This is a genomic window from Variovorax sp. GW821-FHT09D07, assembly GCF_059416345.1.
Window position 1 is genome coordinate 1 of the sequence record NZ_JBWKOY010000022.1, and the last position, 896, is coordinate 896.

Annotated in this window: 1 protein-coding gene; it reads right to left on the bottom strand. The window is 61.6% G+C overall.

The features are described from left to right. Positions 1-896 (bottom strand): hypothetical protein (locus tag AC07OX_RS31640; protein WP_495331215.1); only part of this gene is annotated, 896 nt, incomplete at both ends.

The window sequence follows — 896 nt, forward strand, 5'->3', positions numbered from 1 at the left end:
AGCCTGTCGACGTCTACTTCGAGCGGTCTGAGCACCGCGACCAGCGGCATCTCGAGCCTGTCCACTGGCCTGAGCACGACCAACAGTAACGTGAGCAGCTTGTCGACTTCTACGTCGTCGGGTCTGAGCACCGCCACGAGCAGCATCGACAGTCTTTCGACGTCCACTTCGAGCGGTCTGAGCACAGCGACCAGCGGTATCTCCAGCCTGTCCACGGGTCTGAGCACGACGAACAGCAATGTGAGCAGCCTGTCGACTTCCACGTCGAGCGGCTTGAGCACGGCCACGAGCAGTATCGATAGCCTGTCGACGTCTACTTCGAGCGGTCTGAGTACCGCCACCAGCGGCATCTCCAGCCTGTCCACGGGCCTGAGCACCACGAACAGCAACGTGAGCAGCCTGTCGACCTCTACGTCGTCGGGACTGAGCACGGCCATGAGCAACATCGACAGCTTGTCGACGTCCACGTCGAGCGGTCTGAGCACGGCGACCAGCGGCATCTCGAGCCTGTCCACTGGCCTGAGCACCACGAACAGCAACGTGAGCAGCCTGTCGACTTCTACGTCGTCGGGTCTGAGCACTGCCACGAGCAGCATCGACAGTCTTTCGACGTCCACTTCGAGCGGTCTGAGCACAGCGACCAGCGGTATCTCCAGCCTGTCCACGGGTCTGAGCACGACGAACAGCAATGTGAGCAGCCTGTCGACTTCCACGTCGAGCGGCTTGAGCACGGCCACGAGCAGCATCGATAGCCTGTCGACGTCTACTTCGAGCGGTCTGAGTACCGCCACCAGCGGCATCTCCAGCCTGTCCACGGGCCTGAGCACCACCAACAGCAATGTGGGAAGTCTCTCGACTTCGACGTCGAGCGGCCTGAGTACGACCAATAGCCGCAT